Origin of the sequence: Achromobacter sp. Marseille-Q4954 (genome assembly GCF_943737025.1) — a bacterium.
GTDB lineage: Bacteria > Pseudomonadota > Gammaproteobacteria > Burkholderiales > Burkholderiaceae_B > Achromobacter > Achromobacter bronchisepticus_A.
The window spans coordinates 1-23,269 of sequence record NZ_CALSFQ010000006.1 but is presented as its reverse complement, the minus strand read 5'-3'; the positions used below and the strand labels follow the sequence as shown (position 1 = coordinate 23,269).

At 65.0% G+C, this 23,269-nt stretch carries 29 protein-coding genes; 18 read left to right on the top strand and 11 right to left on the bottom strand.

Translation table 11 applies throughout. The features are described 5' to 3' along the window. Nucleotide 1: 1 nt before the first annotated feature. The 9 genes from NGK62_RS32050 to NGK62_RS32015 all read left to right on the top strand — a co-directional run bounded on the left by NGK62_RS32050 (nucleotide 2) and on the right by NGK62_RS32015 (nucleotide 4,864). Nucleotides 2–1,213 carry a baseplate J/gp47 family protein gene (locus NGK62_RS32050; RefSeq protein WP_251882115.1) on the top strand — a complete coding sequence of 404 codons (1,212 nt, stop codon included), beginning with the start codon at nucleotides 2–4 and terminating at the stop codon, nucleotides 1,211–1,213. Beyond that, entirely contained in the window at nucleotides 1,210–1,884 is a 675-nt protein-coding gene (locus tag NGK62_RS32045; RefSeq protein ID WP_251882113.1) for a DUF2612 domain-containing protein, read from the top strand. Before NGK62_RS32050 ends, NGK62_RS32045 begins: the two co-directional genes overlap by 4 nt. Then, on the top strand, nucleotides 1,874–2,968 hold the full coding sequence (locus tag NGK62_RS32040) for a glycine-rich domain-containing protein (protein WP_251882137.1): 1,095 nt from the start codon (nucleotides 1,874–1,876) through the stop codon (nucleotides 2,966–2,968). Before NGK62_RS32045 ends, NGK62_RS32040 begins: the two co-directional genes overlap by 11 nt. After that, a complete protein-coding gene (locus NGK62_RS32035; RefSeq protein ID WP_251882112.1) occupies nucleotides 2,965–3,183 on the top strand; it encodes a hypothetical protein in 219 nt (72 codons plus the stop codon). Before NGK62_RS32040 ends, NGK62_RS32035 begins: the two co-directional genes overlap by 4 nt. Before the next feature lie 54 nt (nucleotides 3,184–3,237). After that, nucleotides 3,238–3,546: a hypothetical protein gene (locus tag NGK62_RS32030; protein WP_059371904.1), complete on the top strand. Its 309-nt coding sequence runs from the start codon at nucleotides 3,238–3,240 to the stop codon at nucleotides 3,544–3,546. Nucleotides 3,547–3,580: 34 nt separating this feature from the next. Beyond that, nucleotides 3,581–3,991: a M15 family metallopeptidase gene (locus tag NGK62_RS32025; protein WP_251882110.1), complete on the top strand. Its 411-nt coding sequence runs from the start codon at nucleotides 3,581–3,583 to the stop codon at nucleotides 3,989–3,991. Beyond that, nucleotides 3,988–4,389, top strand: coding sequence for a hypothetical protein (locus tag NGK62_RS32020; protein WP_251882108.1), 402 nt, complete (start codon nucleotides 3,988–3,990; stop codon nucleotides 4,387–4,389). Before NGK62_RS32025 ends, NGK62_RS32020 begins: the two co-directional genes overlap by 4 nt. After that, nucleotides 4,331–4,489 carry a hypothetical protein gene (locus NGK62_RS32450; RefSeq protein WP_502803614.1) on the top strand — a complete coding sequence of 53 codons (159 nt, stop codon included), beginning with the start codon at nucleotides 4,331–4,333 and terminating at the stop codon, nucleotides 4,487–4,489. The genes NGK62_RS32020 and NGK62_RS32450 overlap by 59 nt, the downstream gene beginning before the upstream one ends. A gap of 90 nt (nucleotides 4,490–4,579) precedes the next feature. Continuing rightward, entirely contained in the window at nucleotides 4,580–4,864 is a 285-nt protein-coding gene (locus tag NGK62_RS32015) for a hypothetical protein (RefSeq protein ID WP_251882106.1), read from the top strand. Nucleotides 4,865–5,409: 545 nt separating this feature from the next. Here NGK62_RS32015 and NGK62_RS32010 read toward each other — a convergent pair. The 7 genes from NGK62_RS32010 to NGK62_RS31980 all read right to left on the bottom strand — a co-directional run bounded on the left by NGK62_RS32010 (nucleotide 5,410) and on the right by NGK62_RS31980 (nucleotide 12,652). Then, nucleotides 5,410–6,372 carry a Bug family tripartite tricarboxylate transporter substrate binding protein gene (locus NGK62_RS32010; protein WP_118933184.1) on the bottom strand — a complete coding sequence of 321 codons (963 nt, stop codon included), beginning with the start codon at nucleotides 6,370–6,372 and terminating at the stop codon, nucleotides 5,410–5,412. A gap of 123 nt (nucleotides 6,373–6,495) precedes the next feature. Further along, nucleotides 6,496–7,674, bottom strand: a complete 1,179-nt coding sequence (locus tag NGK62_RS32005) for a CaiB/BaiF CoA transferase family protein (protein ID WP_251882104.1) — start codon at nucleotides 7,672–7,674, stop codon at nucleotides 6,496–6,498. A gap of 53 nt (nucleotides 7,675–7,727) precedes the next feature. Next, complete coding sequence (locus tag NGK62_RS32000) at nucleotides 7,728–8,666, bottom strand: hydroxymethylglutaryl-CoA lyase (protein WP_118933182.1); 939 nt, start codon at nucleotides 8,664–8,666, stop codon at nucleotides 7,728–7,730. 189 nt (nucleotides 8,667–8,855) lie between these two features. After that, nucleotides 8,856–9,758, bottom strand: a complete 903-nt coding sequence (locus NGK62_RS31995; RefSeq protein ID WP_059371919.1) for a LysR family transcriptional regulator — start codon at nucleotides 9,756–9,758, stop codon at nucleotides 8,856–8,858. Nucleotides 9,759–9,827: 69 nt separating this feature from the next. Continuing rightward, complete coding sequence (locus NGK62_RS31990) at nucleotides 9,828–11,471, bottom strand: WD40 repeat domain-containing protein (RefSeq protein WP_251882102.1); 1,644 nt, start codon at nucleotides 11,469–11,471, stop codon at nucleotides 9,828–9,830. A 108-nt stretch (nucleotides 11,472–11,579) separates the two neighbouring features. Then, nucleotides 11,580–11,747, bottom strand: coding sequence for a hypothetical protein (locus NGK62_RS31985; protein ID WP_165867876.1), 168 nt, complete (start codon nucleotides 11,745–11,747; stop codon nucleotides 11,580–11,582). A 209-nt stretch (nucleotides 11,748–11,956) separates the two neighbouring features. Then, nucleotides 11,957–12,652: a DUF3313 domain-containing protein gene (locus tag NGK62_RS31980; RefSeq protein ID WP_059371924.1), complete on the bottom strand. Its 696-nt coding sequence runs from the start codon at nucleotides 12,650–12,652 to the stop codon at nucleotides 11,957–11,959. A gap of 270 nt (nucleotides 12,653–12,922) precedes the next feature. On the opposite strand from NGK62_RS31980, the gene NGK62_RS31975 reads away from it, so the two are divergent. The 3 genes from NGK62_RS31975 to NGK62_RS31965 all read left to right on the top strand — a co-directional run bounded on the left by NGK62_RS31975 (nucleotide 12,923) and on the right by NGK62_RS31965 (nucleotide 14,387). Continuing rightward, the gene (locus NGK62_RS31975; protein WP_054453278.1) at nucleotides 12,923–13,117 is read left to right on the top strand and encodes a hypothetical protein; all 195 of its coding nucleotides are present in this window, start codon (nucleotides 12,923–12,925) and stop codon (nucleotides 13,115–13,117) included. 52 nt (nucleotides 13,118–13,169) lie between these two features. Beyond that, nucleotides 13,170–13,658, top strand: coding sequence for a GNAT family N-acetyltransferase (locus tag NGK62_RS31970; protein WP_251882100.1), 489 nt, complete (start codon nucleotides 13,170–13,172; stop codon nucleotides 13,656–13,658). 96 nt (nucleotides 13,659–13,754) lie between these two features. After that, nucleotides 13,755–14,387 (top strand): FMN-binding negative transcriptional regulator, encoded by a 633-nt coding sequence (locus NGK62_RS31965; protein WP_251882136.1) that lies wholly within the window; start codon nucleotides 13,755–13,757, stop codon nucleotides 14,385–14,387. Here NGK62_RS31965 and NGK62_RS31960 read toward each other — a convergent pair. Next, nucleotides 14,347–15,645 carry an MFS transporter gene (locus NGK62_RS31960; RefSeq protein ID WP_251882098.1) on the bottom strand — a complete coding sequence of 433 codons (1,299 nt, stop codon included), beginning with the start codon at nucleotides 15,643–15,645 and terminating at the stop codon, nucleotides 14,347–14,349. The two genes, NGK62_RS31965 and NGK62_RS31960, sit on opposite strands and share 41 nt — an antisense overlap. An 88-nt stretch (nucleotides 15,646–15,733) precedes the next feature. On the opposite strand from NGK62_RS31960, the gene NGK62_RS31955 reads away from it, so the two are divergent. Together NGK62_RS31955 and NGK62_RS31950 are read left to right on the top strand one after the other, a co-directional pair. After that, nucleotides 15,734–16,471: an ArsR/SmtB family transcription factor gene (locus NGK62_RS31955; RefSeq protein ID WP_059371930.1), complete on the top strand. Its 738-nt coding sequence runs from the start codon at nucleotides 15,734–15,736 to the stop codon at nucleotides 16,469–16,471. Between the two features lie 271 nt (nucleotides 16,472–16,742). Continuing rightward, nucleotides 16,743–17,015 (top strand): hypothetical protein, encoded by a 273-nt coding sequence (locus NGK62_RS31950; protein WP_054453716.1) that lies wholly within the window; start codon nucleotides 16,743–16,745, stop codon nucleotides 17,013–17,015. 7 nt (nucleotides 17,016–17,022) lie between these two features. Here NGK62_RS31950 and NGK62_RS31945 read toward each other — a convergent pair whose 3' ends face one another. The 3 genes from NGK62_RS31945 to ypfJ form a co-directional block, all read right to left on the bottom strand. Next, on the bottom strand, nucleotides 17,023–17,787 hold the full coding sequence (locus NGK62_RS31945; protein WP_059371932.1) for a DUF1828 domain-containing protein: 765 nt from the start codon (nucleotides 17,785–17,787) through the stop codon (nucleotides 17,023–17,025). Then, nucleotides 17,784–18,320, bottom strand: coding sequence for a hypothetical protein (locus NGK62_RS31940; RefSeq protein ID WP_054453268.1), 537 nt, complete (start codon nucleotides 18,318–18,320; stop codon nucleotides 17,784–17,786). Before NGK62_RS31940 ends, NGK62_RS31945 begins: the two co-directional genes overlap by 4 nt. A gap of 183 nt (nucleotides 18,321–18,503) precedes the next feature. Then, nucleotides 18,504–19,358: a KPN_02809 family neutral zinc metallopeptidase gene (gene ypfJ / locus NGK62_RS31935; protein WP_251882096.1), complete on the bottom strand. Its 855-nt coding sequence runs from the start codon at nucleotides 19,356–19,358 to the stop codon at nucleotides 18,504–18,506. Between the two features lie 86 nt (nucleotides 19,359–19,444). On the opposite strand from ypfJ, the gene NGK62_RS31930 reads away from it, so the two are divergent. From NGK62_RS31930 to bamC, 4 genes are all read left to right on the top strand, one after another. Further along, nucleotides 19,445–20,071, top strand: coding sequence for an L-threonylcarbamoyladenylate synthase (locus NGK62_RS31930; protein WP_059371935.1), 627 nt, complete (start codon nucleotides 19,445–19,447; stop codon nucleotides 20,069–20,071). 69 nt (nucleotides 20,072–20,140) lie between these two features. Then, on the top strand, nucleotides 20,141–20,788 hold the full coding sequence (locus tag NGK62_RS31925) for a site-2 protease family protein (RefSeq protein ID WP_059371937.1): 648 nt from the start codon (nucleotides 20,141–20,143) through the stop codon (nucleotides 20,786–20,788). An 87-nt stretch (nucleotides 20,789–20,875) separates the two neighbouring features. After that, nucleotides 20,876–21,781 (top strand): 4-hydroxy-tetrahydrodipicolinate synthase, encoded by a 906-nt coding sequence (gene dapA / locus NGK62_RS31920; RefSeq protein ID WP_059371940.1) that lies wholly within the window; start codon nucleotides 20,876–20,878, stop codon nucleotides 21,779–21,781. Nucleotides 21,782–21,798: 17 nt separating this feature from the next. Next, entirely contained in the window at nucleotides 21,799–22,923 is a 1,125-nt protein-coding gene (bamC, locus tag NGK62_RS31915; RefSeq protein WP_059371942.1) for an NlpB/DapX family lipoprotein, read from the top strand. The last annotated feature ends 346 nt before the right edge of the window (nucleotides 22,924–23,269 follow it).

Below are 23,269 nucleotides of genomic sequence, written 5' to 3'. Positions count from 1 at the left end.
CATGCCGAACAACTCGAAAGTGCCGCGCGTGCAGTTCACGCCGGAAGGGCTGGTGCTGCCCAACGAATCCGCCATCCTCGCCGGCGTCCTGTCTGACATGGACGCGGCCTTCGGTGGCGGGCTGAATCCCGCGCTGGAAACGCCCCAGGGCCAGCTGGCCTCCAGCACCACCGCCATCATCGGCGACAAGAACAACGAGTTCGCGACCTACGTGAACCAGGTCGACCCGGCCTATGCGCAAGGGCGGATGCAGGACGCCATCGGGCGGATCTACTTCCTGGACCGCAAGCCGGGTACGCCTACCGCTGTCATCGCAACCTGCACGGGCCTGGCGGGCGTGACGATACCCGTGGGCGCGCGCGCCCAGGCGGTGGATGGCAATCTGTATCTGTGCACCCAGGCGGGAACGATACCGGCCAGCGGAAGCGTCGACCTGCCATTCGCTTGCTCGGTCGATGGGCCGGTGGATTGCGCGCCAGGCGCACTGAACCAGATATATCAGGCCATTCCCGGTTGGGAGTCGGTATCGAACGCCGATGCCGCAACGGTGGGCAGCCATGTGGAAAGCCGGGCCGAGTTCGAGGAGCGCCGGCGGCAGTCGGTGGCGCTGAACGCCCGCGGCTCGATCCCGGCGATCTACGCCAACGTGGCGAACGTGGAGGGCGTCATCGACGCCTACGTGACGGAGAACGATCTCTCCGTACCGAAGACGGTCGGCGGCGTCGTCCTGCGTCCGCACTCCATCTGGGTCGCGGTGACGGGCGGCGAGGCGGCGGACATCGCAGATGCCATCTGGCGCAAGAAGAGCAATGGCTCCGACTACAACGGCAACACCTCCTATGCCGTGGAGGACAAGGAGGGATATGCCTATCCCTACCCGTCGTATGTCGTGACCTGGGAAACCCCGGCAGCGCTGCCCGTGCGCTTCGCGGTGCAGCTCGCGAACAACCCCGCGCTGCCGTCGGACATTGTGGCTTTGACCAAGCAGGCGATCATGGACGCCTTCAACGGCGGAGATGGCGGGCAGCGCGCGCGGATCGGATCGACCATTTATGCCAGCCGCTTCTACGCACCCATTTCGGTGCTGAGCCCGGTGGTTTCCATCCTGTCCTTGCTGCTGGGCTCCGACACGCCGTCGGGCGCCAGCTTGGCCGTACCGATCAACCGCCGGCCCACGATCACGGCCAGCGATATTGCGGTGACATTGATATGAGCGTCGTGCCTAAGCCGGGGCTGGCGGCCCGGACCCTCATCAGCCAGTACGCCAACAGCCCCACGCTCGTCCAGTTGATCAACAACATGGATGACTACATCAACCCCGACGCCGATTTCGACGCTTTCCATGACTTCGTCTGGAACGTCGAGACCGCGCAGGGTTTCGGGCTGGACATCTGGGGCAGGATCGTCGACGTCGGCCGGATGCTGACGGTGCCGGGAGACGTCACCTATCTGGGATTTGACGAGGCGCTGGACTGGCAGCCTTTCAACCAGGCGCCGTTCTATACAGGCGAGCAGGCCACGCAGACGTATCGGCTCGCCGACGACGCGTATCGGACGCTCATCCTGGTCAAGGCGCTGGCCAACATCTCGGACTGCACTTCGCCCAGTTTGAACCGGCTGCTGTCGAACCTGTTCGCGGGGCGCGGGCGTTGCTACGTGTCGGACACAGGGAGGATGGAATTCCGCTACGTGTTCGAGTTCGCGCTGGCGCCGCATGAAATCGCCATCCTGACTCAGTCAGGCGCGATACCCAAACCGGCCGCGGTTCTGGCGAACATCCTGCAGGTCGATCTTTCTACTACGTTCGGATTCAACGAAGCGCTGATGCAGCCGTTCGGCTCGGGCGTACTTTTCACTTCTTCGGGGCTTATCAATGCAAGCTAGCAATGCACCCAGCAAGTCTTCCATTCCGTTTGCGGAGAGCGGAACAAAAAATGTGATTCCTGAAGCATCACAGATCAGCCTCAAGCCTGGGGCAGCTTCGTTCATCGATGGCTTTCCCCCTCTGACGATGACTCCCCTGGCTGCAGGTGGAGTGCCGCCGACGGGCGCGGATTTCAATGGCATCTTGAACTTTTTGAGCTCGGCCATCCGATGGGGGCAAGCCGGAGGCGGATATAAGTACGACGCTGTCTTTGCTGCTGCGATCGGTGGCTATCCCAAGGGCGCAATACTGATGCGCTCAGACTTTACCGGGCACTGGCTGAATACAGTTGAGAGCAACAGGAGCGATCCGGACACAGGCGGGGCCGGTTGGAAGAACGGAATGGCGGGCGTGTTGCTCCGCACTTCGGTATACCGAATAATCTCGGGCTTGCAGCAGGTCAGCGTTGACGGTGGTGCGTTTACTTCGCTGGGGGGGACAACGTTTTCTACGGTGGCTCAGACAACTCGTACCGATGTTGAAATCATTTCCGGTGGGGGAGGTGGCGGCGGAACGGAAGCGAACGGTGCTGGCGCGCGCAGCACCGGAGCAGGAGGGGGGGCTGGTGGTTATGGGCGATCCATTTTCTCCGGCTCGCTCTCGTCCATTCCGATTACCGTTGGTGCGGGCGGTGTCGGAGGATTGGCGACCGGCGCGGGTTCGGGGGGGATGGGAGGATCAACTTCCTTCGGCACGCTCCTTATTGCTGCTGGCGCTAGCGGTGGGGCAAAAGGGCTGACTTCGACGGGGTTTCCGCTCATGATTTTCGGAGGCACCGGTGGATTCTCAACGCTTGCAAACGTAGTTTCGGCGCGAGGAGGCAATGGCGACTACGGACTTGCTTTATCGGCAGTGCATGGGGTGGGCGGTAGTGGCGGCGCATCGATTCTTGGTGCTGGCGGCGGCCGTACGGCTATTACCGCAGGGGACGACGCGCTTACTCCTGGCGGAGGCGGTGGTGGAGCAGCCGCGGCTCCTAGCACGGGTGGATTTTCTGGTGGCGCCGGCGCACCAGGATTGATCGTTGTAAGGGAGTATGCATGATGCGGACCTATGCACGTATAGAGAACGGCGCTGTTGTTGAAATCATCAAACCGCTGCTTTATGACGATGGAACCGAAATTCCGATTGAACTAAGGTTTCCGCCTTTTTTTCTTGAGGCCCTTGTTGATGTCACCAACGAAGAGCCGATGCCTGGCGAGTGGTGGGCGTATAACGAAGGGATGTTCACGCCGCCGCAAGTAGCACGATCTGAGTAGAAAACTCGCGTCTGCCCGCTACGGCGGGCTGTTTTTCGTCGAGAAGGCACGCAATTGAACATCCAAGATTTCGATGCGCTGGCCGCCAAGTTGGCCGGCGTGCTTGGCGCAGCGGTTTCCATGCGCTATCTGCAAGGATCATGGCCAGCCCGGCTGAGCATGGCTGCCAGCGGCTCGTTGGTGGCGTACTACGCGGCTCCCTATCTGTCGCTGCTGCTGGAGATTCCAGAAGGCCTCGCCGGTTTTCTGACCGGCATGTTCGGCATGGCCATCGTCTCCCGAGGATGGGAGGTTGTGCAGACCGTTCCCATCGGCGCGTTGTGGCAGGCCGTGATCGACCGAGTGCGCGGCAGAGGGGCATGAGGCGCATCGTTTCATTCATGCGGAGACTTCATCCGTGAGTACTTTCCAACTATCCCAACGCAGCCTGGACCGCCTGGTCGGGGTGCATCCCGACCTGGCCGAGATCGTCCAACTGGCGATTCAACGCACGACGGTCGACTTCACTGTGGTGGAAGGCGTTCGTACCCTTGAGCGGCAACGCGAGTACGTCGCCCGTGGCGCCAGCCAGACGATGGACAGCTACCACTTGCCGCAGGCGGACGGCCTGAGCCACGCCGTTGACCTGGCGCCGCTGATTGATGGGGTGATTCCCTGGAGCAACTGGCAGGCCTTCGCCGGCCTGGCGCAGGTGGTCAAGGCCTGCGCGGCCGAGCTCGGCGTTCCGGTGGAATGGGGCGGCGACTGGAAGACGCTCAAAGACGGCCCGCACTTCCAGATCCCGCGCGGCTGGAAGGGACGCGCATGAACGCATCGCTGCGCGCGTTGGCGCCGTATCTGATCGGCACCGTCCTGGTGGCCGCCGCGTTCCTGTGCGTGCGCTGGTATGGCGCCGTTCAGTACCGCGCCGGAATAGACCAGGCCAATGCCGACTACACGCTGGCCGAGCTCACCGAGTTCCAGCGTCAGACGACGCGCCTGGGCGGGATCTCCGAATCCCTGGAGGGCGCGCTTGTCGCGCTGCGCGACGCCAGCCCCAAGATCATCGAGAGGTACACCCGTGTCGAAGTCCAGAGCCCTTTGCCTGCTGGCTGCCGCGTTGACGCTGAGCGGCTGCGGCACATCAACGAAGCCGGTCGCCTGGCCAATTCTGCCGGCCAACCTGGCGCAGCAGTGTCCGCAAGTGCCCGAGGTGACGAGCGATAGCTGGGACGATCTTGCGCGCAGCTATATCTTCCTGGTGGCGCTATATGGGGAGTGCGCGGCAAGGCAGCGCGCTGTGGTGCAGGCATGGGAGAAAACCTAGCGCGCCTCGACCATTTTTCAGGGCCCGTTCATTCTAAAAGGGCAGACCATTTTTTTTACTTGACCCAGGTAGAAATGTGTTGATGACCAAGTGGATTTCAGCGCTGTCGGCGCGGCGGCGCCCTTGCCGGCTTCAGTCATGCTGAGCGTGCGGCTCGTAAATCCTCTCGGCAACTGGCGTTTTTTGGAGATGCTCATCGGCGAAGTCGATATCCAGCATCGATTGCGCTTGCGCGCAGCCATAGACGGGGAAATCAGAAAATCGCCGGAATGCGAGCAGGAAATCCGTATGGGTTATGAAAGAAGCAAGGCCGCGTGGGACGATTTTTGGACCAACATCTTCGAAGCTGAAACGGAAGCCGCATTGGCGGCGTAGCCCAAACAAAAGCCCGCAGGCGCAAGCCGCGGGCTTTTCTTCGCTACCCTTCAAATGGACTCTTCTTCTTCCGCCGATTTACTGGCCTGAGGATTTCGCCTGACTTCAGCCTGTACACGTCTTTCCCCTCCCAGATCACGGCGCCGCCGGTGGACAGGCGGCATTGCAGCACTATGTGCGGATCGGGACTGTCGTCCGTCGCGGGTTCTTGAATGATATGTCGCTCGATCCGGTAGTGGTCTCCTGCTGCCGAGACCGCAATCACATCCTCCAGTCGTCTGCATGAGATTGACATGATGAGCCTCCTTCACTTGCGCCATGGTGAAACCTGTGGCGCTGAGGTCATCGTCTCGACTGGCTCTTTCCCTGTCAATGCTGCTGCGGTCCATCATCCAAGCGTATGCGCGACGCTTCCGAGGGGAGTGTCGTGCATACGCATGAGACGATGCATGCGTTTGGTCTAGGCTGTATTCAAAGCCGCGTGTGCGTTGAAATTCAGCGGCGGTCAGAGGTACTTATGGCAGCCGCAAGGCCTGGATCGGATGCTATTCGAGCTTCACGTTGGCGGACTGGATGACCGACCGCCACTTCTTGTAGTCCGCTGCGATGGTCTGCGAGAACTGGGCAGGGGTGGTCGGCATGGCGGTCGCGCCTTGCGCGGCCAGCGCATCCTGGACGTCTTTCAGCGCGAGGATCTTGTTCAGTTCCGTGTTCAGCGTCTGGATGATGGGCTTGGGCGTGTTGGCGGGAGCAAGCAGCCCATACCAGACGCGCACGTCGAAGTCGGGATAGCCGGATTCCGCGATGGTGGGCACGTCCGGCATGGCCGGGCTGCGCTTGAGCGAGGTCACGGCCAGCGGCACGGCGCTGCCGGCCTTGATCTGCGGCGCGGCCGAGGGGATGGACGTGAAGATGACCGGGACCTGCCCGCCCAGCAGGTCGGCCATGGCCGGACCCGATCCCTTGTAGGGCACGTGCACGAGTTTGATGCCCGCCTGCAGCTGCAGCAGTTCGGCGGCCAGGTGCGTGATGGTGCCGGCTCCAGGCGAGCCGTAGTTGATCGTGCCGGGCGCCTTCTTGGCGGCGGCGATCAGGTCCTTGAGGGACTTGTACGGGCCGTTCTTGTTGGCGACGACCACCAGCGGCGCTTCGCCGACGATGCCGATGGGTTCGAAGTCCTTGACCGGGTCATAGGCCAGCTTCGTGTAGAGCGAAGGCGCCACGGCCAGGTTGTCGACCTGGCCCATGACGATCTCGTAGCCATCGGGCTTGGCGCGCGCGGCGGTGGTGATGCCTATGGTGCCGCCGGCGCCCGGCCGGTTCTCGGCGACGACGTTCCACTTGACCGAATCGGACAGCTTGGCGGCGACGGTGCGCGACAGGAAGTCGGTTCCGCCGCCGGGCGTGAACGGCACGATGACCCGGATGGGCTGGTTCGGGTACTGCTGCGCGGCGGCGGGGGCGCAGGCGGCGAGCGCGCAGGCCGAGAACATTAGGGCACGTAGCATGATTGTGGTCTCCATTCCTTGGTGGGCGCGTCCGGTCGTGATCGCCAGACGTCGGTTGCTGCGGATGCTGCTGACGCGTACTGCGGGTTCGGTTGCGGCGGGCGGGTTCAGGCCCCTGGTTGGCTAGACGGTTCCTTTCGCGCGGAGTTCCCGGATCCGGTCGCGCGACAGGCCCAGTTCCTCCAGGACCGATTCGGTGTCCGCGCCCAGCTCGGGCGCGGGGCTGCGGACCTGGCAGGGCGCCTCGGCGAACTTGATGGGAAAGCCCAGCATGCGCACCTGCTGGCCATCGGGATGCGCAACGTCCATGGCCATCTGCTGGTCCGCGACCTGGGGGTCGTCGAACACGTCCTGCAGGTTCAGCACCTGTCCGCAGGGCACACCGTACCGGTTCAGGCGTTCGATCCAGTAGTGGCTGTCCTTCTGGCGGGTGCGGGCTTCGATGGCGGACTTGATGGATGCGCGGTTCAGCATGCGGTCGGCGTTGGCCTGGAATTCCGGATGCGCGCGCAGTTCGGGCAGCTCCAGCGCGTCCAGGAGCTTTTCGTACATGGCATCGTTGGACGGCGCGATCGCGACCTGGCCGTCGGCGGTCTCGAACAGCCCATAGGGCGCGACGATGCCGTGGTCGTTGCCGGTGCGGGGAGGCAGCTCGCCGCTGGCGAAGTAGTTCGACGCCTGGAAGCTCAGCAGCCCGATCATGCTGGACAGCAGGCTGACGCTGATGGAGTCGCCGCGGCCGGTGCGTTCGCGGCGCAGCAGCGCAGCCACCACGCCGAGCGCGCCGTTCAGGCCTGCGGCCAGGTCGCTGATGGGCGGCCCCGCGCGCATGGGTGGATCGTCTTCGCCGCCGTTCAGGCTCATGAAGCCGCTCATGGCCTGGGCGATGAAGTCGAACGCGGGGCGGTCGCGATAGGGGCCGGATGCGCCGAAGCCGTTGATGCTGCAATGGATGATGTCCGGCCGCAACGCTTTCAGCGCCTCGTCGCCGAAGCCCATCTTGTCCATGATGCCGGGCCGGTAGTTCTCGATCACGACGTCGCAGTGGGGTATCAGCTGGCGCAGGATGTCCTTGCCTTCGGCGCTGTACAGGTCCAGCGTCACCGACCGCTTGTTGCGGTTGTAGTTGGCGAAATACCAGCTCAGGCCGTCCCGGATCACGCCTTGGCGGCGGATCGGGTCGCCCTCGCCGGGCGCCTCGATCTTGATCACTTCGGCGCCCATGTCGGCCAGTATGGATGTGCAGTACGGCCCGGAGATGATACGTGTCAGGTCCAGGATGCGGATTCCGGTAAGTGGCATGGCGTATTGGTGCGTGGTTATCGTTCTGGCTATCCCGAAGATCCCGTTTTGGCTCAGCCGATCGCGCCGGCGGCCACGGCGTAGTCGTGCAGGCGCAGGCGCGGCCCCGCCTTCATCAACTGGCCGGGCAGGCCGCGGCCGACGATGCCTTCCAGCCGTTGGGCCACCTTGATCAGCGCGCCCAGGTCGATGCCGCTGTCCACGCCCATCTCGTCCAGCAGGTAGACCAGGTCTTCGGTGCAGATGTTGCCCGTGGCGCCCGGCGCGAACGGGCAGCCGCCCAACCCCGCCAGTGAGGATTCGTAGGACGTCACGCCGGCGCGCAGACCTTCCACCACATTCACCAGGCCGATGCCGCGCGTGTTGTGGAAGTGCAGCGAGATCTTGATGCCGGGATGATCGGCCCGCAGCGTCTCGACCGTGTGACGCACCAGCCGGGGCGTGGCCATGCCGGTGGTGTCGCCCAAGGTCACGGCATCGAAGCCCTGGCGCGCGAAGTGGTCGAAGATGGTCCGGATGCGGCCCAGGTCCACGTCGCCTTCGAAGGGGCAGCCGAAAGCGACGGCAATGGCGCCCTTGCGCTTGATGGGGTGTTCTTTCAGCAGCTGCGCGATGTCCTCGATGTCGCGCAGCGACTGTTCGACAGGGCGGTTCAGGTTCTTGGTGTTGTGGCTTTCCGTGGCGGACAGGAACACGACGATCTCGTCGGCCTGCGACTGCAGCGCGCGTTCGACGCCCTTGCGGTTGGGCGCCAGTGCGCCCAGCACTACGCCCGGACGTTTGCGCACGCCCTGCAGGACTTCCTGCGCGTCGCGCATCTGCGGCACGGCGCGGGGCGAAACGAAGGAGGTGGCTTCGAAGTGCCGCACGCCTGCGTCGATCAGCGCGTTCAGGATCTGGATTTTGGTGTCGGTGGGCACGAACTCGGATTCGATCTGCAATCCGTCGCGCATGCCCACTTCCACGATTTCGACTCGGTCTGGAAGGCTCATGGCTGGTCGTCTCCTGGCATCCGGATCCTGCGCCCGCGAGGGCTTTGCGCGGCGATGTCCGGGATATGGGTGGTCGGCCTCCATCTTCTGCGATGGACCCAGGCAGGACAAATCGTGAATCTTCGGCAGGGGATCGCGAAACGCGATGGCTCGGGATCCAGGCGTCGCGCCCGGGCCGGCCGGCGCGTCCTATTGCTGCTTTGCGGCTTCGGCGATCAGATGATCCAGCAGCAGCCTGGCGGCACCCGATAGCGATTCATTGCTGCGCACGCACAACTTCAGTTGGCGCTGCGCCCAGGCGTCGGTAAGCGGAATGATGCAGAGCTCGTCGCACACATAGGCGGACAGGGCCTCGGTGGGCACGATGCCGACTCCCAGGTCCGCGCGCACCATGGACACCAGCGCGTCGTAGGAGGTGACCTGGAAGCGCAGCCGCAGGGAACGGTTCATGGAAGCGGCTTCGCGCGTGAACAGATAGTTCGCGGCGCTGCCCCGGTGCATGCCGACGTGGTCGTAATCCAGCGTATCGGCGAAAGAGACCCGCCGGCGCCGCGACAAGGGGTGCCCCGATGGCGCCACCAGCGCCATGACATCGCGGTGGTAGGGAAATATGTCCAGTCCGTTTTCGTCGTCGGATTGGGTATAGACGCCGATGTCGGCGGCGTTGTCGATCACCGCGCGGGTGACGCCGGCGCTGACGGATTCTTCCAGGTCGATCTGCACGTTGGGGTGCTGGGTCAGGAAGCGGCGCAGTTCCATCGGCAGGAACTGCGCGATCGAAGACAGGTTGGCCGCGACGCGCACCCGGCCGCGCAGGCCGGCGGAGTAGTCGCGGATTTCGGCGGCCAGGTCCTGGGTTTGATGCAGTAGCGCGCGTGCGCGCCGCGCCAATGCGCGTGCGGCGCTGGTCGGTTCCACGCCGCGCGCATGGCGCTGGAACAGCGGCACGTCCAGCACGCGTTCGAGTTCGGACAGGCGCTTCGATAGCGCCGATGGTGCGATATGTTCGCGCGCGGCGGCGGCGGCGATGCTGCCTTCTTCCAGCACGGCCAGGAACACCTGCAGGGTATACAGATCCAGACGAGGGGTCATGGGGAGTCGCGGAGATACACGTCCGCGAGGATAGCGGCAGTCTAGCGCCGCCGGCCTAGGGGATTACGCTTAGCCGATTTCCACCCATTCCTGCGCTGCGCCGCGCGCCAGCAGTTCGCCGACCGTGATGATGGCGATCCGGCCATCGGCCGTTCCCAGAGCCAGCTTTTCCTCGTGGGCATCGAGGGCGAAGACCAGCGTAGGCAGGCCTTCCAGCCGCATCCGGGCGCGCAATTGGATTTCACCCGAAGCGGCATCCAGCAATAGCAGCCCGCCGTCCAGGAACGCGGCGGCGACCAGCCCGGGGCCGGGCATGAAGACGACCGCGCTGGCCGAGGCGGTGGTGGGATGCCGCCAGCGTTCGCGGTCACGGTCCAGCGGCTTGCGATAGATGAAGCCGGCGCAGGCGGCGCTGACGGCGGGAGAGTAGTGCCGCCCGCTGATGACCAGGCCCGCGCCTTGCGCGTCTTCGACATAGCAGCCGCTAAGCTCCATGGCGTGGCTGTCGGGCTTGCCATTGGCCTTGAGCACCGGCCAGAGCGGTTTGATCTGGCCGTCGGGCATGACCATGCACAGGCGTTTGGCCTCATGGGAGCTTGCAGGCGTGCCCTGCACACAGAACGGCGACGGCGCGCCGCTGATGCGGATGTAGTGATTGAAGCAGTCGTAATGGCCCAGGTCCACGCGCAGTTCGGCGCCCGAGCCCAGGTCGCGCAACAGGTCGCGTGCGCCTCTGGTAGCGGGGATGCGGTTTCTGCGGCCCAGCATTACGCCTTGTGACGAGGCCGAGAACGTGTATTCGCCGTCGTATTCGCCGACGAGGTCCAGCCCTTTGTCCGTCAGCGTATACAGCCGGGAATCCTGGCGCCACTTCATGTCGGGCCGCGTCGAGGGCTCCACGACGTGTACATGGATGCCTGCCGCCCGGATGATCTCGGCGCCATGGCCGGCGCCGGAGTATGCGGCGATCAAGCCGTCTTCGACGCCGTGGATTTCCAGCAGGCAGCCGCCATGCGCCACCGCGATGCGCTTGGCGTCCAGCCACGCAAGATCGTGGATGGCGTTGCGGCTCGCCAGTTGCGGCAGCCCAAGCCATTGCGCGAGGCGGGATTCAGGTGCAGGCGCGGGGGAATCTGCTGGCGGCGCGATGGCGTCGCTCGACAGTTCCAGTTCGCGCGGTCCGGCATCGGACCAGGTTGCTTCGCCGTAGGGCGCGCGCACGACATACAGCGTGCTGAACGCGGCGTCGGGCGGATCGTCGGGCAGGCCTTCCCATTCCTCGTCCCAGGGCCGGACCCACGCCTCGATCCCGTCGCCCGCGGGGTCGAAGGCGCAATGCGCAACTTCGGGGATGTTGTGGAAGAACCGGCGGGAGAGTCCGCTGCGCCAGTCCCAGACCTGCAGGTCGCCTTCGAACAGATAGCCGCCGTCATAACGGCCGGCGCCGATCGCGACCACGGATTGGTCGGGATGGAACGCGACATGGTTGACAGGATGGCGCAGCTCGTCGAACGCCGCGAACGGGATGGGGCTGCCGCGGCGGTACAGCGCCACGCGATAGCGCAGCGTTTGGCCGCCATAGGCCGCGCGGGCGCGAGGGTGCGCGAGCAGGGGAAACTCGGAGGCCACGGCCGCGATTGCCCCTGCTGGGTCGAAGAACACTCCGGTAATCTTGCCGCTGCCTCGCAGCGGCGGATCGGCGATCATGGCCATGCTGGATTCCGCGATACGAGCGCCGTCGATCGCGAATGCGGGCGCAGGGCCATGGGCAGGCGGGATAAGCTTATTCGAGGAGAGGGTCGGCGGGGCGCCCGGCCGGGCTCATGTGCGAGCCCGGCTGGCGGCCGGCGTCTCCTTCTTCGCGCGCGGCTTGGGCGCGGGTTTCGGGTCTTGGGCAGGAGCGTCGAACTCCTGTTTGTTGCGTTCGCCCCGCGGGGTATTTTCCGGATGCGGCTTGGGAAAAGCCCAGGGCTTGGTTTTCTGATCCATTGCATGTACTCCTTGCACAGGCGGAACAGTAGCATTAGCCGTGGCACTGGGTAAGTGAGGGTTGACGTCAATATTCATCACATCGTGATTTTCAGGTGAAAAATGCGATGGATTCGACCCGCTTTAGCCCGTTCTGTTCCGCCCTGATGGATCAGGGCCCATCAACACTGATAGCTGATAGGACACTCCTTCCTGTGCTGATGCGCGGTCTAGCCAGCTTCGGGCCTGTCCTCAAGCCAGATGCGGTCGAACTGTTCGCGCGCGTGGTGCGCCCAATCGTCGATGGCGCTGCGCACGTCGTCCACGGTGGGCTTGCGGTCGGCGGGCAGATTGCCGCCCGTGACGGTGCCCAGCGAGGTGATCAGAAGTTCGTTGGTGTTGGCGTCGCGCAGCGCGGCTTCGAGCAGCAGGCGCGCGGACTGATCGCGGTAACCGGCCGCCTTGACGGTCTGGCCGATCACGAAACCGATGGGGATGTACTCGGTAATCCTGGGGTCGCGCTCGTTGCGGAAGGTGCCGGTGATGGCCGCGCTCAGGCGCAGCGCGTGCGGCGCAGGCCGGGTCAGCAATTGATAGCCGGCTTGCTCGAACTCGCGCCGTATCGCTTCATTCAGGTAGGCCAGCACACGCTCGCGCATGGCGCTGTCGGCCTTCAGGTCCAGCTCGTCCGGCCGGTCGCCCTGGATGTATTGCACCGGCTCCAGGATGATTTTTTTCGGGTACTGGCTGCCGATGGGCGGGCCGGGGCGAACCCAGACCATGCCGGCGCTCCAGTCGGGATCCTGTTTCAGCCGGCTTTGGTTTTCACCCAGGGACGTGGAATAGTTCTGCGGCTTGGGCAGGTTGGTGCAGCCGGCAAGGCCGATCACTGCACAGCAGGCGGCCAGAGCGAGACGGATCTTCATATTCTTCTCTTCCTGAAAATGGCGCCCGGGCTGCAGATGGAAAGACCGTGCGCGCGCCGCGGGCGGCCCAATTATTGCCCCGTTTCGCGCCGGATTTCCCGCTTTGGCTGGGATGGACACCCCGTTTCGCTGCAAAGCAGAATTCCATTTTGGGAAAACTGAAGCAAAGGATCGGGGGGCGTCGAAGGCTCCATAGCGGGTAAGCCGTAATAGCTGCCGCGGAAAGCCGCCGCGGGACTACGATGGACGAGTGAACATAGGGAGACAACTATGGACACTGCCAAGCAATGGTATGCCGCCGTCAAGGACTGGCAACGGGCCCGCGACGAGCTCACCGCCGCGATCGCCGCGATCAAGTGGCCGAATCCCACCCAGGATTGCCTGGACAACTATGATCGCGCCTACGCCAACGAAACCGGGGCGCGGGATCGCATGAACCAGGCATACGAGCGCGTGCGACGATAAGCGCGCGCATCTTTGCCCGGCGGCCGCGGCGGGCATTGCTACACTGCCGCGCATGACGGACCAACAACAGAAATTCATGATCAGGCCGGCCCGGCCTGAGGACGCAGTCATGCTCGAAGACCTGCTGATGCGCACCTACGAAAGCACATGGATGCCGGAAATGACGGCAGAAAGGGACCAGCAGTTCCGCGCCAGCGGCAAGACGGCCCAGTATGTGAGCGCCAGGGGCAGTCTTTTCATGGTGTGCGAAATCGACGGCGTGCTGGCAGGCATGGCGGATTGGGAGAACGACTTCATCTGGGCCTTGCACGTGCATCCCGCAAGGCAAGGGCAGGGCGTTGGCGGCGCCTTGCTGGCATGGATGGAAGCGGCGATCCAGGGCGCGGGATTCGCACGCGCGCGGCTGGAGACGGATTCTTTCAACATGCGCAGCCGCCAGTTCTATGGCAAGCACGGCTACGCCGAGATCGATACCTATCCTGACGAGGAATGGGACAGCGGCTTCACTACCGTCCTGCTGGAAAAGCCCTTGCCGGTCTGATGCTTCTGGCTCCATGAAAATAGCCTTGGCTGGTCCTGGAAATGGAGCCACGATGGCGGTATGTTGTGGTTTTCAGCCGCTACCGCCGAACCCGCCATGTATCTGCCGTCCGCCTTTCGCGAAGACTCGCCCGAAGTCCAGCACGAATTCATCCGCGCCCACCCCCTGGGCGTGCTCACGACCAGCGGGGATGGGGGGCTGATGGCGAACCACATTCCCTGTTTACTCTATCCCGAGGGGCCGCATGGCGTATTGCGCCTGCACGTGGCTCGCGCCAATCCGCAGCTTGCCGACCTGGCTGCAGGCCGCGAATGCCTGGTCGTCTTCCATGGGCCGCAGGCTTACGTCACGCCGTCCTGGTATCCGACCAAGGCCGAGACGCACAAGGTCGTGCCCACCTGGAACTTCGTTGCCGTGCACGCCTGGGGCGTGCCGGTGATCCAGGATGATCCGGCCTGGCTGCGCGCCCAGCTGGATGCGCTGACCGACAGCCAGGAAAGGGCGCGCGCGCAGCCTTGGCGCGTGGCCGACGCGCCTGCGGATTTCATCGCCGCCCAGATGCGTGCCATCGTCGGCGTGGAGATCCCCATTGCGCGCATCGAAGGCAAATGGAAGGTCAGTCAAAACCGCACGCTTGCCGACAGGCGCGGCGTGGCCGAAGGCCTGGCGGCGGAAAACGGCGATGCGGTCATGGCCGGGCTGGTTGCCCGCCGCGGCGGGCTGGAGTAATCCGCCCCCACGCGAAACTGGCGATGGCGGCAGCCTGCAGGCAGGCCGCCGCCGCCAGGAACCAGAGCAGCGGCTGTCCGGCCTGTTCGGACCATGCCCGCAGTATGCCGAACGACGCGGGCGCGAAGGCGTAGGCGCCTTGCGACATGGCGACGATCAGCGGGACCACACGTTGTGCGTCTTCGCGGGCGAACTCTGTCTGCGCGATCAACGGCGGCAGCGAGGTCGCGTTCCCTATGCCTGAGCCGAACAGCAGAACGCCCAGCCAGATGGCCCAGGCGTGCTCGGCGGCCAACATCAGAATCAACGAACCGGCGATCTGGATGGCGTAGGCCAGGCAGGCGACTTTGCGCCGGTCCGTGCCGGCAGGCATCAGCCAACCGACGAGCGTGCGCCCGCCTATGGCCGCGGCCGTGGCCAGGCCCATTGCCAGGCCGGCAGTCTGCGCACCCAGCAGCGGCGCCAGCAGGGACAGCAGATGCGCGATCAGACCGATCTGGGCGAACAGGCCCAGCGCCATGCCGGCAGCCAAGGTGAGAAAGGCGCGGTTGCGCCACAGGTCCGCCACCGGCGCGGGCGGGGCGATGCCTGCCGCAGCCGCAGCCGCAGCCGCAGCCGCAGCCGCAGCCGCCGGCGCCTGAGTCGCAGCGCAAGCGCCATCCGGCTCTTGGCCGAGCTGTTGCGGTGTCAGGGCAAACACCTGGCGCGACAGCACGGCGATCACCGCCACCATCGCCGCGCCCACCCACAAGGCCGCCTGGTCAAATCCCGCCTGGCCGATCAGGTAAACCCACAAGGGCGAAAAGACGATGCCGCCGACGCTGGCGCCGTTGTAGGCCATGCCCAGCGCGGCGGGGCGGCGGCGCACGAACCAGGGTGAGATCAACGCATTGACGGCGGCGGCTCCCAACGTCACCCAGCCCATGCCCGAGAACAGCGCGGCTGCGTAGAGCTGCCAAGGCTGCGCGGCCGTGGCCCAGCCGCCCACGCCGAACGCCAGCAGCACGGCGCCGCCCAGCGTGACTGCCGGCACGCCGCAGCGCTGGTACAGACGCGGCAGGTTGGCGACCACCACGGTGCCGCAAAGAAAGTGCAGCGTGACGGCGCCGGATACCAGGGCCACGTCCCAGCCGGTACGCTGCGCCACGGCATGCAGGAAGACGGGCGGGCCGTAGAAGCCGACGCCCCAGCCGAAGATCGCCAGCACGAAGGTGGCGTAAAGCACTGTCCAGCCGAAGAATTTCCGGGATGCGGGCATGGGTGTCCGGGCAGGCCGGCTGCTGTCTTGTTGTGTTGAGTCGCAGTATGCTTGACTCTGCACACAACACTTTGGTCTGTGACGAATCATGGAATCCGAGTTCGCCGACATCAATCTTTCCGCCGTGGCTGGCGCCATCGCCGATCCGGCCCGCGCCCGCATGCTGTGCGTGCTGCTGGACGGCCGCGCGCGCACCGCGACCGAACTGGCGGCTGCCGCCGACATCGGCGCCTCCACCGCCAGCAGCCATTTCCTGCGCCTGCGGGAACAAGGGCTGGTGGAAATGGCCGTGCAGGGCAAGCACCGCTACTACCGCCTGGCCAACAGCGAGGTCGGACACGCGCTGGAGGCCTTGCTGGTGGTGGCTGGCGCGGAACGCGTGCCGTTCAAACCCAGCACGCCGTCGGCGCTGCGGGAGGCGCGCACCTGTTATGACCACATGGCGGGCACGCTGGCCGTGCGCATCCATGACGCCATGCTGTCGCGCCAATGGCTTACGGCGGACGGGCGCGATTACCTGCTGACGCCGTTGGGGGAGGCAGCGCTGGCGCAGATAGGAGTGGACGTGTCGCAGGCGCGCCAACGCCGGCGGCGCTTCGCCTGTTCCTGCCTGGACTGGAGCGAGCGCCGCTCGCATCTGGGCGGCGCCTTGGGCGCGGCGCTGTTGGAGGCGCTGACGCGCCGGGGGTGGATCAGCAAGGATCTGGATTCACGTGCGCTGAGCGTCACGAAAAAGGGCGAAAAGCAGTTTCCCGCTTTCTTTGGACCGGCCGGTGAGCAGCCGGCCGCGGCGACTGCGCAGCAGGACCGCCATGTTGCGGCTTGAAGCCGCAACAAGGTGTGCATATGCAACAGATCTAGGGAAATCCCCGTGAACCTGTGCGGCGGCGGGTTGCGACAGCATCCCGCGTCGCGCCGCAAGCCGCGCCAACCCTGGCCATGCGGTGCGCAGGTGCTTCGCGCGCAGCGTCCTCAAAAAACGGGGACACAATTCTTGCGCTGCAACAGTGTTTCTATTTTCTGCCTACGTTACAAAACATATCCAAACTGTCATGGACAAGCGGGGTATGCTGGGTCGCAGAAAGAGGGCATCCGAAGTGCATCAGAACAACTTGATCTACAAGGGATACCGGCTGACGGCCAAAGTGTCCCGGGGCGCAGACGCCGAGGTTCAGGCGCAATCCAGCGGCCCCGTATTCATAGCGTCGGTGATGGTGGTCCAGGCAGGCGCCGTGCTCGAAGGCGGCGACGAATATCCGGTTCCGCGTTTTGCCGAGGGCGGCTTTGTCTACAGTCCGCGCGAAGCGGTGCATGCAGCGATCCTGCACGGCCGCGAAATCGTCGACGGCCTGACCAACCTGCCAGCCTGACGCCGTCCTAGCCGGAAAAGACTTCCCGCCAATCGCGCGTCTTGGCCAGCGTCTGCACGGTCGCGGACTGTTCCAGGATGGTCACGGCTTTCTTGAATTCCTCGGCCGAGGCGCCGTCCTCCAGGATGACCATGCGCGAGTTGCGCGCGTCCGCCATCTTCACGTCCGACATCTTGCCGTGGGTCTGGTAGACCTGCGTCCAGTCCATTTTCTTGCCGGCCTTCAGGGCGATCGGTTCGATGTACGTCAGCGCGGTGCTGCTGGCGGCGCGCACGGCGAAGGCGAAATCGGCCGTGTGGCCGCTGCTGCCCTTGGCGCGCGCGCCCTTGACCATGCGGTTCACGCCCACGCCCGCCGTCAATGCCCGTCCGACCTGCGCGCGGAAGCGCAGCTGGCTGAACTTCGGCATCCACTTGGCGCACTGGAACGACAGGGCCATCGCCAGCTTGACCGCGTCCCACAGCGCTTCCTGCAGCTGTTCGTTGGGGCCGCTGGCGACGATGGCGCCGTCGCGGTCGAAGTGCGCAAGGCTGACGCCCGGCGTTTCATTCAGGATGTCGATGCGCTTGGCCGCCAGGTCGATGCCATAGCTGGACGCGTGCATCGCGGTCTCACAGGCGTCGGTGAGGTAGAACGTGGACTCGTCGGGATGCGCGATGAAGAAGGCCGCATGCTGCCCGTCCAGGCCCAGGGTCATGGGCGATATGGCGCGGATGGCGTGCTCGCCCGCCGGCAGGACGGTCCAGCCGGAGGCTTCCAGGAAAGTGCTCATAGGATCAGTTCGATTTGGCGGCCTTTGAGGGGATGCGCGAATCCGCCGGTGAGCGTCAGGTTCGCCCGCGGCAGGAAGTATTGCATCAGCGCGCCGATATTCTGCAGGGCAGGCACGATGGGCTCGGCGTAGCCTTCGCCATCGTCCACCCAGATGTGTTCATGGCTGCGGTCCGCAAGCGGCTTGCGGTACTGCGGCCGGCCTTCGCCCACCAGGCTGGTATGGAAGGAGTCGTCGGTGTCCACGCCGAACACGCGGTGCGGACCCACGAAGAGGCTGGCGCAGAACGCCTCGGCCAGGAAAATGGTGGCCTGGCCATGCACTGCCGTGCGCGCGCCGCGATAGGTGGCGCGGAAGATCACGTCTTCGCGCACTTCACCCTTGACCCGGCAGGCACAGGCGAATTCCATCCATTGGAGATTGCTGGCGGCGGGCTTGGGGACCCAGGCGATCGGTTTTACGGTTTCCTTGGGTTCGGCAAGAATCTCTTGCACCTCATCAACGGTGATTAACGGTTCGAACTTGTTGGCCATGGAACTGATCTAGGGTCTTGGAAATGCGCGCGCCGGGCAGCGCGCCTGGCAAACGCCGCGCGGCGGCGGGCGCACGCGCAACACTGCGAGGGGGCGTAATCTTACAAGATGAAGACTGCGCCGCCCGTTGTGCTGTATGGATGTACAGCACAACGGGCGGCGCATCGGGGCTTGTTCACGCGGCTATAGCGAGCTGGCGCCGAACGTGTCGCACTGCTTGATGCTGCCGCTCTCCAGCCCGCGCTTGAACCAGCGCACGCGCTGGGCCGACGAGCCGTGGGTGAAGGAGTCGGGCACCACATAGCCCTGGCTCTGCTTTTGCAGGCGGTCGTCGCCGATCGCGGTGGCGGCGGTCAGGGCTTCTTCCACGTCGCCGCTTTCCAGGATGCTGCGCGCCGCGTTGGCGCGCTGCGCCCACAGGCCGGCGAAGCAGTCGGCCTGCAGTTCCATGCGCACCGACAGGGCATTGGCCTGCGCAGGATTGCGGCGGCGCAGATTGTCCACCTGGTCCGAGATGCCCAGCAGATGCTGGACGTGATGGCCGACCTCATGCGCGATGACATAGGCCTGGGCGAAATCGCCCGGCGCCTTGAAGCGGTTCTGCAATTCGTCGAAGAACGCCAGGTCGATGTACACCTTGCTGTCGCCCGGGCAGTAGAACGGCCCCATGGCCGACTGTCCGGTGCCGCAGGCCGTGGGCGTGGCGCCGCGGAACAGCACCAGCTTGGGCGCCACATATTGGCGGTTCAGGTCCTTCTGGAAAATGGCGCTCCAGGTGTCTTCGGTTTCGCCCAGCACCTTCGAGACGAACACTGCCTGCTTGTCGTTGGCGGGCGGACGGGTGGCGGGGCCCTGCTGTTGCTGCACGGGCGGGCCTTCGGCCATTTGCAGGACCACGCTGGGATCCACGCCGAAATACATGGCGACCAGGGCCAGCACGATCGTGCCTATGCCGATGGTGCCGCGGCCGCCGATGCGTGGGCCGCCTGCGCGGCGGTCTTCCACATTGTCGCTTTCGCGCGAGTCATCAAGGCGCATACTGTTTCTCCGGGCGGGTCGGCGTTCCCGCCATTTTGCATCGCCGCTCTGTACTGAGCGGCCTTCAAGAGTGTTAGGATAAACCCATGGCCTTGTATTTCGATATTCATCCCGCGAATCCGCAACCGCGCCTGCTGAAGCAGGCGGCCCAATGGCTGGCCGATGGCGGGCTGGTCGCGGTGCCTACCGATTCGAGCTATGCCGTGGTCGCGCGGCTGGACGACAAGAACGCCGCCGACGGACTGCGGCGGTTGCGTGGCCTGGACGAACGCCATCATCTCACGCTGCTGTGCCGCGACCTGGCCGAAATCGGCCACTTCGCGCGCGTCGACAACCGCCAGTACCGCCTGCTGAAAGCCGCGACGCCGGGACCCTGGACCTTCATCCTGGAAGCCACCAAGGAAGTGCCGCGCCGCGTTTCGCATCCGTCGCGCAAGACCATCGGCATCCGGGTGCCGGACCATCCCGTCATGCTGGGCCTGCTGGAGCAGGTGGGGGCGCCCTTGCTGTCCACCACGCTCATCCCCAAGGACGAGACCGAAGCGTTGAACGACGCGGAAGAAATCCGCGAACGCTATGAGCACTCCCTGGCGGCCATCATCGACGCGGGCGCTTGCCCGCAATCGCCCACCACCGTGATCGACCTCACCGGCGACGACCCGGTGGTTGTGCGCGTCGGACGCGGCGATCCTGCCACCCTCGGTCTTGCCTGAGCGCGCCCGCCGCGCCGACCTGCACGCCGGCATGCGCCGGCGCGCGGCTCATCTACAATCCGGTTCGCCATGAATGACATCATCCAAACCATTGCGGTCTACGCGATACCGGTCATCTTCGCCATCACCTTGCACGAAGCCGCGCACGGCTACGTCGCGCGGATGTTCGGCGACCCCACGGCCTATCAGGCTGGACGCGTCAGCCTGAATCCTGCGCGGCACATCGATCCGGTCGGCACGCTGCTGGTGCCGGTGGCGATCCTGCTGGCCTCCAAGCTTTTGGGCAGTCCGGGCATGCTGTTCGGCTGGGCCAAGCCCGTGCCGGTGGATTTCGGCCGCTTGCGCCGGCCCAAGCAGGACATGCTGTGGGTGGCGCTGGCGGGACCCGCCGCCAACCTGTTCATGGCCGTCCTGTGGGCGTTTTCGCTGCGCATCTTCCTGGAGTCCGGCCTGCAGGAATCGTTCTGGTTCGAAATGGCCGTGGCCGGCGTGAACGTCAACCTGGTGCTGATGGCCTTGAACCTGCTGCCCATCCTGCCGTTGGACGGGGGACGCATCCTCTTCAGCCTGCTGCCCAACCGCCTGGCCTGGCAATACTCGAAAATAGAGCCGTATGGCCTGGTGATCGTCGTCATCTTGCTGGTGACGGATGTGCTCTGGCTATTGATGCGGCCGGTACTCTCCCTGGGGACGACCATCGTCCAGTGGTTTCTGTAGGATTTCAGCCAATATCCGTTAAACTTAACGGTTTCTTTGATTCTGGCCCTGGGGCATCCCGCCACGGGGTTTTGGAGCCCTACATTTATGGCATCCCCTGCAACCGCCGCAGGCGTTAATTTCCAAGGCAGCATGGTGGCTCTGGTCACTCCCATGCAGCCCGACGGCAGTCTGGACTACGCGGCCTACCGGTCGCTGATTGACTGGCATATCCAGGAAGGAACCGACGCACTGGTGGTGGTCGGCACCACCGGGGAGTCGCCCACGGTCTCCATGGAAGAACATGCGGAGCTGATCCGCGTTGCGGTCGAACACGCTGCGGGCCGCATTCCGGTCATCGCCGGCGTGGGCGCCAACTCCACCGACGAAGCCATCCACCTGACGCGCCACGCCAAGGCCGTGGGCGCGCAGGCTGGCCTGTCGGTCGTTCCCTATTACAACAAGCCCTCGCAAGAAGGTTTGTACCGTCACTTCCGCACCATCGCGGAAGCCGTCGATCTGCCCACCATCCTGTACAACGTGCCGGGCCGTACCGTTGCCGACATGAGCAACGAAACGGTCCTGCGCCTGGCGCAGGTGCCGGGCATCATCGGCATCAAGGACGCCACGGGCGATATCGCCCGCGGCGGCCTGCTGCTGCGCGAAGCGCCGGCCAGCTTCCAGGTCTTCAGCGGCGATGACCCCACCGCCGCCGCCCTGATCCTGCTGGGCGCGCGCGGCAATATTTCCGTTACGGCCAACGTGGCGCCCAAGCTCATGCGTGAGCTCTGTGCCGCCGCCCTGGCCGGCAATGTGCCGAAGGTGCGTGAACTTAACGCGTACCTGGCGCGTCTGAACAAGGCTTTGTTCGTGGAAGCCAACCCCATCCCCGTCAAGTGGGCGTTGGCCGAAATGGGCCGCAGCGCACTGGGCTACCGGCTGCCGCTGGTTGAACTGGGGGCGCAGCACCACGCGACCGTGCGCGCCGCGCTCCAGGAAACGGGCCTGCTCTAAATATCGTGAGGATACGTATGAACAAGCGTCATGCCGGTTTGTCGGCATTGATGTCTCTGGTGTTGTTGGCCGGTTGCAGTGAGGTCAATCAATTCCTGGGCAATGAAGAGTCCGTCAACTACAAGAGCGCCGTCACCCAGCGTGGGGAGCCGCTCAGCATTCCCCCCGACCTGACCCAGGCCAACAGCGATCCGCGCTATCGCGCGCCGGCTTCGGGCTCCACCACTTATTCGCAGTTCCAGCAACAGGGCCAGGCGCAAGCTTCCCAGCCCAAGACCAGCAACGTGCTCCCCGGCCGCCAGGACATGCGTGTCGAGCGTGACGGCGACCTGCGCTGGCTGGTCGTGGACCGTGCTCCCGAAGACGTGTTCCCGCGTCTGGTGGACTTCTGGACCGAAAGCGGTTTCACCGTGGCAAGCAACAACCCGAGCGCAGGTCTGATCGAAACCGACTGGGCGGAAAACCGCGCCAAGATCCCGGAAAGCTGGCTGCGCCAAGCGTTGGGCGCGGTGCTGGAGTCGGCCTGGGACAGCGGCGAGCGCGAGAAATTCCGTACGCGCGTCGAACGCGTGAACGGCCACACCGAGGTCTACGTCAGCCATCGCCAGATGCTTGAGAAGCGCGTCGGCGCCGACGGCATGCAGGTGCAATGGCAGAACGGCAAGGAAGACCCGGGCCTGAACGCCGCCATGCTGGCGCGCATGATGGTCTATCTGGGCTCCGACGTCGACAACGCCCGCAAGCTGGTGCAGCAGGCCGAGGCCGCGCCGCAGAAACCCGCCGTGCAGCAGGACGTCCGCGCCCAGGGCGCCTCGCTGCTCGTTGCCGAATCGTACGACCGCGCCTGGCGCCGTGTCGGCGTGGCGCTGGATGGCGGCGGCTTCGCCGTGGACGACCGCGACCGCTCGGCTGGCGACTACTTCGTCCGCTATGTCGACACCGACACGGGCGAAAAGATGGAGCAGCCGGGCTTCTTCAGCCGCATGTTCTCGGGCGACAAGAAGGCCGAGGCGCCTCAGTACCGTATCCACCTGGCCGCCAGCGGCGACCAGACCGTGGTGACCGTGCTGGATGCCAATGGCGCGCGCGACAATAGCGCCACCGCCCAGCGTCTGCTGAGCGTGCTGAAGGACAAGATGTAAGACCAGACGGTTCTGCGCTCACGCGCAGGCCCGCACAAGAGAGGCCCCTGCGGGGGCCTCTTTTTTTGTCGGACACGCTTTGAGGTTCTTGCGTGCCGCAGGGAGGGCGAGCTTCGCGCCGCGAGGGCGTGCGTTTGCCGCACCTTGCGCATATGCCCTCCGGGCGCAAAAAAGCCCCGGCTGCAAAGCCGGGGCTTTTTCTTGCGTCCTCAGAGCGGGGGTTCGTCGCTGAGTTTTTATTAGGACGCGGGCGTGGTCGAGCCGCCCGGGGTGGTCGAACCGCCACCCGGCGTGGTGTTGGGCGTGGGCGCCGGAGCCGGCGAGGTGGCCGGGGGCGTCGTGGAGG

Coding starts and splice junctions, on each gene's coding strand:
- NGK62_RS31995 (WP_059371919.1), bottom strand. CDS start 9,758: ATGACCCCTCGTCTGGATCTGTATACCCTGCAGGTGTTCCTGGCCGTG.
- NGK62_RS31940 (WP_054453268.1), bottom strand. CDS start 18,320: ATGGCCAACAAGTTCGAACCGTTAATCACCGTTGATGAGGTGCAAGAG.
- NGK62_RS31965 (WP_251882136.1), top strand. CDS start 13,755: ATGTATCTGCCGTCCGCCTTTCGCGAAGACTCGCCCGAAGTCCAGCAC.
- NGK62_RS31925 (WP_059371937.1), top strand. CDS start 20,141: ATGAATGACATCATCCAAACCATTGCGGTCTACGCGATACCGGTCATC.
- NGK62_RS31990 (WP_251882102.1), bottom strand. CDS start 11,471: ATGGCCATGATCGCCGATCCGCCGCTGCGAGGCAGCGGCAAGATTACC.
- NGK62_RS32045 (WP_251882113.1), top strand. CDS start 1,210: ATGAGCGTCGTGCCTAAGCCGGGGCTGGCGGCCCGGACCCTCATCAGC.
- NGK62_RS31930 (WP_059371935.1), top strand. CDS start 19,445: ATGGCCTTGTATTTCGATATTCATCCCGCGAATCCGCAACCGCGCCTG.
- NGK62_RS31955 (WP_059371930.1), top strand. CDS start 15,734: ATGGAATCCGAGTTCGCCGACATCAATCTTTCCGCCGTGGCTGGCGCC.
- ypfJ (WP_251882096.1), bottom strand. CDS start 19,358: ATGCGCCTTGATGACTCGCGCGAAAGCGACAATGTGGAAGACCGCCGC.
- NGK62_RS32010 (WP_118933184.1), bottom strand. CDS start 6,372: ATGCTACGTGCCCTAATGTTCTCGGCCTGCGCGCTCGCCGCCTGCGCC.
- NGK62_RS32035 (WP_251882112.1), top strand. CDS start 2,965: ATGATGCGGACCTATGCACGTATAGAGAACGGCGCTGTTGTTGAAATC.
- NGK62_RS31960 (WP_251882098.1), bottom strand. CDS start 15,645: ATGCCCGCATCCCGGAAATTCTTCGGCTGGACAGTGCTTTACGCCACC.
- NGK62_RS32050 (WP_251882115.1), top strand. CDS start 2: ATGCCGAACAACTCGAAAGTGCCGCGCGTGCAGTTCACGCCGGAAGGG.
- NGK62_RS32040 (WP_251882137.1), top strand. CDS start 1,874: ATGCAAGCTAGCAATGCACCCAGCAAGTCTTCCATTCCGTTTGCGGAG.
- NGK62_RS32005 (WP_251882104.1), bottom strand. CDS start 7,674: ATGCCACTTACCGGAATCCGCATCCTGGACCTGACACGTATCATCTCC.
- NGK62_RS31980 (WP_059371924.1), bottom strand. CDS start 12,652: ATGAAGATCCGTCTCGCTCTGGCCGCCTGCTGTGCAGTGATCGGCCTT.
- NGK62_RS32020 (WP_251882108.1), top strand. CDS start 3,988: ATGAACGCATCGCTGCGCGCGTTGGCGCCGTATCTGATCGGCACCGTC.
- dapA (WP_059371940.1), top strand. CDS start 20,876: ATGGCATCCCCTGCAACCGCCGCAGGCGTTAATTTCCAAGGCAGCATG.
- NGK62_RS31985 (WP_165867876.1), bottom strand. CDS start 11,747: ATGGATCAGAAAACCAAGCCCTGGGCTTTTCCCAAGCCGCATCCGGAA.
- NGK62_RS31970 (WP_251882100.1), top strand. CDS start 13,170: ATGACGGACCAACAACAGAAATTCATGATCAGGCCGGCCCGGCCTGAG.
- NGK62_RS32000 (WP_118933182.1), bottom strand. CDS start 8,666: ATGAGCCTTCCAGACCGAGTCGAAATCGTGGAAGTGGGCATGCGCGAC.
- NGK62_RS31975 (WP_054453278.1), top strand. CDS start 12,923: ATGGACACTGCCAAGCAATGGTATGCCGCCGTCAAGGACTGGCAACGG.
- NGK62_RS31945 (WP_059371932.1), bottom strand. CDS start 17,787: ATGAGCACTTTCCTGGAAGCCTCCGGCTGGACCGTCCTGCCGGCGGGC.
- bamC (WP_059371942.1), top strand. CDS start 21,799: ATGAACAAGCGTCATGCCGGTTTGTCGGCATTGATGTCTCTGGTGTTG.